The organism is uncultured Meiothermus sp. (assembly GCF_937863175.1).
Classification (GTDB): domain Bacteria; phylum Deinococcota; class Deinococci; order Deinococcales; family Thermaceae; genus Meiothermus.
In genome coordinates, this window is sequence record NZ_CALMCQ010000240.1 from 1 (window position 1) to 7,668 (window position 7,668).

Below are 7,668 nucleotides of genomic sequence, written 5' to 3' on the forward strand. Positions count from 1 at the left end.
CCTAATTTTTACCCAAAATAATTCGGGCCGAAACTCAGCCGCCAGACATTCTAGCAAAAAATCAGGCCTGGTGTCTCTGCGCCGGGCGTATGGCCTCCTCCACATCGAAGACATAGCCTTTTCGCTCGTGCTTGAGCAGGTGGCGGTAAATGTTGAGGGCGATGATGATAGACTATCACCGCTCATGCTGCTGGACAAAATGCCGTGCAGTGCGGCCCGAAAAACCCCTACCATCCAGGGCAAATTGCAGGGCCGCGTTGCGGGTGGCGTGGTCGAGTTCCCTCCTTAGAATGTGCGCCACAGCCAGCAGGTAATGGGTCTGATCGAAAGGTGGAAAGGTCAAGACCAGCCCAAAGCGATCGGCCAGGGCCAGCTTGTCTTGTAAGGTGTCCCAGGATGCAGGATCGCTGGCGTCGGGTTCGGGCCGATCCGACCAGTGCTGGGCGATCAGGTTGCGGCGGTTAGAGGTGGCCACGGACAGCACATTTTGGGGCCGTTCATAGACCGCACCTTCCAGCAAAGCCTTGAGCTTGTGGAAGCGTTCATCGTCGCTGGCAAAGGCCAGATCGTCCATGTAGAGCACAAACCGAAAGGGCAAGGGGGCCAGCAACTCCAGCAGGGCTGGCAGTTGCTCCAGCCCGTCCGAAAGTACCTCCACCAGCCGCAGGCCCTGGTCGGCATACTGGGTGCGCAGGGCCTTGACCGAGGTGGACTTGCCGGAGCCTCTGGCCCCGTACAGGAGCATTGGAACGGCGGGCTTGCTCAGCAAAAAACGTTCCACATTGGCGCGCAGGGTATGGATTTGCCGGTCATAGCCCACCAGATCGTCGAAGCGGACGGGATCCGGCTTCTCGATGGCCTGCATCTGGTTGCTATACATGAATGCCGTGTGGTGGGCATATATACCATAGCCGTGGCTCCGGTAAAGGTTTTGCAAAGTAGCAGGTGACCCTTCCAGAAGTACCTTCAGTGCAGCGCTTTGGGCTCCACTCGGAGGGCTGCAGCCAAAGTCCGAAAAAGGGTGTTGCTTTTTGAGGTGCTCCAGCTCCTGCCGTAAGCGCCCCAGCTCCCGGCTGATCCAATCGGCCATCCCGGGGCTCAGGGGCTCGCAGAGCAGGCGTCGGGCCAGGCGTTCGTCCATCAGAATTCGCTGGCTGAGCACCCAGGCCCAGGGCTCGCCAGCAGGAACTCGAGTGTGGAAAAGTTCGGCCAGGGGGGTGTCGTGAAGCAAAGGAAATAGCTGCATTGGAGGCTATTTTACGGGTTGTCACGAGAGGAAGTGGCAGGAAGTATTTGGCGCAACGGGGTGCTGGCGTTCAGGGCAGGCCGCCTCGGCTCGAGGCGATCCATATGTACGCCCGGTTTTATGAAGACTTAATGCCCTGGAACCAGTCTAGGCCCTGACATTTGCCCTGCTGGGATTGGCAACCTCCATGGCTTCTTTGCCGGAGGGGGAGGTGATGCGCTTGATGAAGATATCCACCAGCTTGGGGTCGAGTTTTTTACCTTTCAGGCGGTTCAGCTCCTCAATAATTTCTGCTGGTTTCCAGGCCCGCTTATAGGGCCGGGGGCTATAGAGTGCATCGAAGGTGTCTACGACCGCAAAGATGCGGGCCAGGATAGGGATATCTTGCCCTTTTTGGCCGTCAGGGTAGCCGCTGCCATCCCAGTTTTCGTGGTGGTAACGCACCACTTCCAGGGTCTCGTGGGGTAGAAAAGGAACTCTTGAAAGCATTTCCCAGCCCTTAAGCACGTGGCCTTTCATGATCTCCCACTCTTCGGCGTCGAGTTTGTCGGGTTTTCGCAGAATGTTGTCGGAAATCGAAAGCTTGCCAATGTCGTGCAAGTAGGCGCCCCAACGGAGAAATTTCCGAGTTGAGGCATCCAGGTTCAGATCCTGGGCCAACTGATCGGCCCAGGCCACCACCCGTTTGGTATGGCCCTGGGTCTCGTGGTCGCGAAATTCCAGGGCCAGACCCAGAGCGCGTAGCGTGCCGTCGTAGGCGTCCTCGAGGTGTTTGAGGGCTACCACCCGGCCTAGTTGCGCCCCCATCACCCGGGCCAGCGAGTTGGCCATGGCTTTTTCGTCGGACTGGAAGGGTTTGTTGCCCTCTCGAGCCAGAATCACCACCCCCAGTGGGCGCTTCTGCCGCGCTGAAACCGGAACCGCAGCCGTGGACCAGCCGGCGCTTTCGGGGATACCCTCGAGGTAATTCCCCACTACAAAGGTGTCGGTGAGACTGGCGTGGGTGCTGAGCTTTTGCTGGGGCAGGTGCCGCCCCCGGTAGCGCTCGAGGGCGCCCCTGGCACTCACCACCACCGGCTTGCCCTCACGGAAACGCACGAAGGCCATGTGTGGCGCAATGTTGAGGTTATACAGCGAGGTCATGGCGCTTTCGGTTAATTCCAGGGGGTCGCTGGCAGTGCTGATGCTGAGGCTACCTTCCTCCAGTAAGTGCATGAAGCGCAGCGAGTCCTCGAGTTCCTTTTTCGAGCGCCGATCCCGCTCCCGCAACCAGGCCACAAAACCCAGTGCCACCAGACCAGGAAGCATCGTAACCAGCAAGTTATCCAGGCTCAGGTTGGCTCTGGGGTACAGGTGCTGGGCTGTGGTGTAGATGAGTACCAGGGGAACCACCCAGCGCATGCTCTGCGGCCCGTCTTTCCAGACCCAAGGTATCAGAAACAGAAAGCTAAAAGCCTGATAGGTATCGGGCAAGTAGAGGAATGAAACCACGCCCCAGACGAGCAATCCAAGCAGACTCCAGAGGTTCTTGTTCTGTAGTGTTTTTTGATTGACAATTCCCATAGCACGCACGTTGCCCTAAATGTAGCACTGGGTCAGGGGGCTGACTGGTTATTTGCCGCCCCCGCCCAAGCATGGGCAGTACAGACGCAATCAACCCTGTGAAAGGGATCCAAAAGGCAAAAAAACAGGGCCAGGGGCCCCGGTTCTACAGTATCTGCTCGGCTTGCTTGGTGGGCTGTACAGGAATCGAACCTGTAACCCACTGATTAAGAGTCAGTTGCTCTGCCAATTGAGCTAACAGCCCAAGCAACACACAAATATAGCGATTGCGCAAGGCCTTGTCAATATGCCGTTTGACCGTTTTTGCCCTGCCGTGCTATCTTTGAACTTGCGCTCTGGCTGCCAGGTCAGACGTACAATCGGGGAGTAGCGCAGCCTGGTAGCGCATCTGCTTTGGGAGCAGAGGGTCGCTGGTTCAAATCCAGTCTCCCCGACCAGACGCGCAGGCGGCCACCCTGCCCAGGAGTGAAATGCGGGAGTAGCTCAGTTGGTAGAGCGTCAGCCTTCCAAGCTGAATGTCGCGGGTTCGAATCCCGTCTCCCGCTCCAATCAACCGCCCCAAAGGCGGTTTTTTTCTGATTCGGGCCATTGGGGCGGTTGCCGTAGAAGACCCACCCATTCACGGAATCAAGGGGCGGTTCTCAAAGCAATCAGAGCTGCAGTCAAGTTGAAAACCGCCCTACCGCCGATAGTGAAAGGTATCCAGCATCTCTGGCCCACGCATTTGCACGTAACCCTCGCCAGAAGCGCGGCTCTCATACCGGATGCAAAAAGATCATCCTCCAACCCGGAGACCCCGAGGCGATCTTTTGGAATCCTGGAGCACTCCCCTCCCGGACGGTCAGCAAAAAAAGCGTCTCCCTTTGGTCGGGTGCTAACCGAATCGGGTATCAATCATCAGGAAGTGCGCTCAATGGACTGGAACAAGGCCTGGCGCCTTCTCTCGAGCGCTGCGCCAATAAACCCATAGAATGGCGGCGAGACCCGCATAGGGCGGCTGGCCAGTTCGGGGTGGGCTTGCAGGCCGATGAAGAAGGGATGATCTGGCAACTCAATGGCCTCCACCAGCCCCTCGCCGCGACCCTGTACGCCCGGTGTGACCGCCGAGACCGCCAGGCCGCTTTCGATCAGGCGCTGGACACACTCAGGGTTTACCTCGTAACGATGGCGGTGCCGCTCCTGGGCCAGTTCCTTGCCATAGAGTTTGTAGAGCAAAGTTTCGGGATGGATGCGCATAGGCCAGTTACCCAGCCGCATAGTGCCGCCCAACCCTTCGACCTCCAACTGCTCGGGCATCAGGTCTATCACCGGGTGGGGTGTGTAGGGGTCGAACTCAGTGCTGTTGGCCCCCTCGAGGCCCAGCACATGGCGGGCATATTCAATCACCGCAATTTGCAGCCCCAGGCAGATCCCAAAGTAGGGCACCCGGTTCTCGCGGGCATACCGGGCAGCCAGGATTTTGCCTTCAATGCCACGAATGCCAAACCCAGGCCCCACCAGAATTCCGTCCACATCACTCAACAGTTCGGCAGCTCTGGCCAGGTCGGTGATGTCCTCGGCATTGACCCACTTCACATTGACCCGTGCATTATGGGCAATCCCGGCATGGCGAAAGCCTTCCAGGATGCTCAGGTAGGCATCGGGCATCTTGACATATTTGCCCACAAAAGCCACCGAGACCTCGTGGGCGGGCTGCTTGAGTTTGCGCACCGCGTTTTGCCAGAAACTCAAGTTGGGCTGAATTGGCTCCAGTCCCAATCGCTTCTCGACGGCGCGGCCCAGACCCTGCTCTTCCAACACCAGAGGCATTTCGTAAAGGTACTGCACGGTAGGGCTGCTAAAAACCTCGCCAGCGTGAACATTGGTAAATAGTGCTACCTTTTTGCGCACATCCTCCGGAACCAGCTTGTCGGAGCGTAATACCAGCACATCGGGCTGGATGCCCACCCCCCGCAAGGTGGAGACCGAGTGCTGGGTGGGCTTAGTTTTGAATTCCTCTGAGGTAGCCAGATAAGGCACCAGGGTCAGGTGCAGGTACATCAAATTCTGATCGTCTTCATCGAACTGAAACTGGCGGATGGCCTCCAGAAAAGGCAGGCTCTCGATGTCGCCTACCGTGCCCCCCACCTCCACCACTACCAGGTCGGCGTTTTGCTCGTGCGCGGTGCGGCGAATACGGTCTTTGATCTCATCGGTGATGTGGGGAATAACCTGCACGGTCTGGGAAAGATACTCCCCACGCCGCTCTTTTTGAATCACCGACAAGTAGACCTGCCCGGTGGTAATGTTGTTGGCGCGGGACAGATCAATATCGAGAAAGCGCTCGTAATGGCCGATATCCAGGTCGGTCTCGGCTCCATCGCTGGTGACAAAAACCTCTCCATGTTCGTAAGGCCGCATGGTTCCAGCATCCACATTGACGTAGGGATCAATCTTGATGGCGGTAACGCGGTAGCCGCGCCCCCGCAAGATGGCCCCCAGGCTGGAGGTGAGGATGCCCTTGCCCAGACTGCTCACCACACCGCCCGTGACAAAAATGTATTTCATATAAACCCCCGCACTAGGCCGAATAGGCCATATCCAGCGCTAAAAAAACCTACCCTTTCAAACACTCTACCTGGGCGGTAGAAGCGCTTAACTATCACGGGACTTGATGGTACCATGACCTGCCCCCTCGGTGTCAGTAACCAGGGCACAGTACTGCACCACCTTTGCAAAAAAGTTTGACTTGGTACAATCTCTATATGACTGGGGCTACACACCTATCTTCCGAAGTTGCACCCGGGATCTATGCCATTTCTGTACCGATCCCTTATCCCTTCAAGTACGTGAACTGTTATCTGCTGCTGCCCAGCCCCAGCAGCACCGACGGCCCGGTGCTGGTGGACTGCGCGCTTGACACCGCCGAAGCCAGAAGCAGCCTGGGGGCTGCTTTGCACGAACACGGTCTGGGGTATGGCGACCTCGAGCATCTGGTGGTCACCCATCATCACCCCGACCACTACGGCCTGGCAGGGCTGATTGAACCACACGGTCCCAGGGTGTGGCTGCTGGATGTGGAGAAAGAGCGAGGGCATGTCTTCTGGACACAACCACAGCGTATGAGTCAGGCCGGGCAGACTCTGTTTTATCAGCACGGGATCACGGATGAATATCTGAGAGATCTCGGTCAGGAAATGACTAAAACCCGCAGCCGGGTACATCCTGCGCAAAACCTTCATACCTTCACCGATGAACAGCTCCTGCGGCTGGCCGGTCAGGAGTATCTGGTGGTGTGGACACCGGGCCATGCCGACGGTCACGCCATGTTGCTGCGCGAATCGGACGGGGTGCTGCTGGCGGGGGATCAGATCCTGGAGCGTATCTCCCCCAATATCGGCATCTGGGCCTACTCCTATCCCAATCCGCTCCAGCATTACTTCAAGTCGCTGGAAAAAACTGCCAGGCTGGGGGCTTCGGTCGCCTTGCCGGGACACTACCGCCCAATCAAGGATATTGCCGGGAGGGTGGCCGAACTCAAAGCCCACCACCTCGAGCGGCTCGAATTCTTGCTCCACCTCATGAACAACCGCACTCAAACCTGCTGGCAGTTGTCGCTCGGGCTGTTTCCCGGCAGCCTCAACCTGGCCCAGCGGCGTTTTGCCTGGTCGGAGACGCTGGCCCACCTGGAATACCTGGTGGCCGAGGGGGCTGTAAAAAGGCTCGAGCTAAACGGTATTATTCACTACAGCCGTTAAGCTGTGCCATACTGCGTTTTTCAAATCAGACTGTGCGGGCAAGGGCTAAGTACCCAAATCTCCACCGGGTTGGATGCAGTGACCTGGAAGCACCTGGTTTTCTTAACCCCGACGTTTGGCCCTGCACGGGCGGCCCGAGACCCGTTACAGCGTGACCCCAATAGTTGTATACCCCGAACGCATCGCCGCTGGCTCAGGACGCACCCTCGAGCCCAGACCATAGACCATCGTCTATAGACCCTGCCCAGCCAGCAGACCATTCTTTTCAGAAATCTTGACGACGGCTTAGCGATAGCCGCCAGGGCCATTTATCCTACTTTCAAGCGCTACCCTGGGGGAGGAGGCCAACCATGAGCAAAGTCTACAAAAAAGTGGAGCTGGTGGGCAGCAGCGCGGAGAGCCTCGAGGATGCCATCCAGGTTGCCCTGACCCGTGCTCGCAGAACCCTGCGCAACCTTGACTGGTTTGAGGTCAAGGAGATTCGCGGCAGCCTGGCCGATGGCTATGTCAACACCTATCAGGTTACCTTGCTGGTAGGGTTCCGGCTCGACGACGAGGAATAGGCGGTTCCCACGCATATCTCGGGGGCTGATCCGACTGGTTATTCGGGAATTACGCCCAGCACAGTAACCTGAAACACTACTTGCGGATTCTACCTGAACCCAACTCAGCTCACCAGGCCAGCGCCATGCCGTCGGCTCGGTGCTCAGTCGCAGCCAGAAACGCATCTTTTGGCTTTAAAATGATCTGGCCCCGCCCAAAGGTCGCCCATTCGGATTGAAGGACAGCTTCGTGGCCCCGTTCTTTGAGACCGTAGACCAGGTGCGAAGGTACACTGGACTCGAGTTCAATCTGCCGGCCCTGTCTCCACTGCCAGCGCGGTGCGTCCAGGGCTGCCTGGGGGTTCATCCCGTAGTCTTCCAGATTGACCACCACCTGTAAATGACCTTGTGGCTGCATGTGTCCACCCATCACACCAAATGGCCCCAGGGGCTTGCCATCGCGGGTCAGGAAGCCCGGAATGATGGTGTGGAAGGGCTTCTTGGCCGGGGCATACTGGTTGGGGTGGCCGTCTTCCAGGAGAAAGCCAGCTCCCCGGTTTTGCCGCTAGATGCCGGTGTC

Annotated in this window: 6 protein-coding genes and 3 tRNA genes; 4 read left to right on the top strand and 5 right to left on the bottom strand. The window is 57.9% G+C overall.

The window, feature by feature from the left end; genetic code table 11:
• Positions 1 to 175 precede the first annotated feature (175 nt).
• From Q0288_RS09210 to Q0288_RS09220, 3 genes are all read right to left on the bottom strand, one after another.
• The gene (locus tag Q0288_RS09210; RefSeq protein WP_299429677.1) at positions 176 to 1,246 is read right to left on the bottom strand and encodes a DUF815 domain-containing protein; all 1,071 of its coding nucleotides are present in this window, start codon (positions 1,244 to 1,246) and stop codon (positions 176 to 178) included.
• A gap of 147 nt (positions 1,247 to 1,393) precedes the next feature.
• Positions 1,394 to 2,809 carry an HD-GYP domain-containing protein gene (locus Q0288_RS09215; RefSeq protein WP_299429685.1) on the bottom strand — a complete coding sequence of 472 codons (1,416 nt, stop codon included), beginning with the start codon at positions 2,807 to 2,809 and terminating at the stop codon, positions 1,394 to 1,396.
• Positions 2,810 to 2,977: 168 nt separating this feature from the next.
• Positions 2,978 to 3,053, bottom strand: a tRNA-Lys gene (locus Q0288_RS09220).
• A 116-nt stretch (positions 3,054 to 3,169) separates the two neighbouring features.
• Here Q0288_RS09220 and Q0288_RS09225 point away from each other — a divergent pair.
• A tRNA-Pro gene (locus Q0288_RS09225) sits at positions 3,170 to 3,246 on the top strand.
• A 35-nt stretch (positions 3,247 to 3,281) separates the two neighbouring features.
• A tRNA-Gly gene (locus Q0288_RS09230) sits at positions 3,282 to 3,357 on the top strand.
• Between the two features lie 349 nt (positions 3,358 to 3,706).
• Here Q0288_RS09230 and Q0288_RS09235 read toward each other — a convergent pair.
• Positions 3,707 to 5,356: a CTP synthase gene (locus Q0288_RS09235; protein ID WP_299429679.1), complete on the bottom strand. Its 1,650-nt coding sequence runs from the start codon at positions 5,354 to 5,356 to the stop codon at positions 3,707 to 3,709.
• Between the two features lie 197 nt (positions 5,357 to 5,553).
• Here Q0288_RS09235 and Q0288_RS09240 point away from each other — a divergent pair, with 197 nt between their 5' ends.
• Positions 5,554 to 6,546, top strand: coding sequence for an MBL fold metallo-hydrolase (locus tag Q0288_RS09240; RefSeq protein ID WP_299429681.1), 993 nt, complete (start codon positions 5,554 to 5,556; stop codon positions 6,544 to 6,546).
• A gap of 350 nt (positions 6,547 to 6,896) precedes the next feature.
• Entirely contained in the window at positions 6,897 to 7,109 is a 213-nt protein-coding gene (locus Q0288_RS09245) for a dodecin (protein WP_299429683.1), read from the top strand.
• A gap of 109 nt (positions 7,110 to 7,218) precedes the next feature.
• On the opposite strand, the gene Q0288_RS09250 is transcribed toward Q0288_RS09245, so the two are convergent.
• Positions 7,219 to 7,626 (bottom strand): gamma-glutamyltransferase, encoded by a 408-nt coding sequence (locus Q0288_RS09250; protein ID WP_299429687.1) that lies wholly within the window; start codon positions 7,624 to 7,626, stop codon positions 7,219 to 7,221.
• Between the last annotated feature and the right edge of the window lie 42 nt (positions 7,627 to 7,668).

Coding starts and splice junctions, on each gene's coding strand:
- Q0288_RS09210 (WP_299429677.1), bottom strand. CDS start 1,246: ATGCAGCTATTTCCTTTGCTTCACGACACCCCCCTGGCCGAACTTTTC.
- Q0288_RS09215 (WP_299429685.1), bottom strand. CDS start 2,809: ATGGGAATTGTCAATCAAAAAACACTACAGAACAAGAACCTCTGGAGT.
- Q0288_RS09235 (WP_299429679.1), bottom strand. CDS start 5,356: ATGAAATACATTTTTGTCACGGGCGGTGTGGTGAGCAGTCTGGGCAAG.
- Q0288_RS09240 (WP_299429681.1), top strand. CDS start 5,554: ATGACTGGGGCTACACACCTATCTTCCGAAGTTGCACCCGGGATCTAT.
- Q0288_RS09245 (WP_299429683.1), top strand. CDS start 6,897: ATGAGCAAAGTCTACAAAAAAGTGGAGCTGGTGGGCAGCAGCGCGGAG.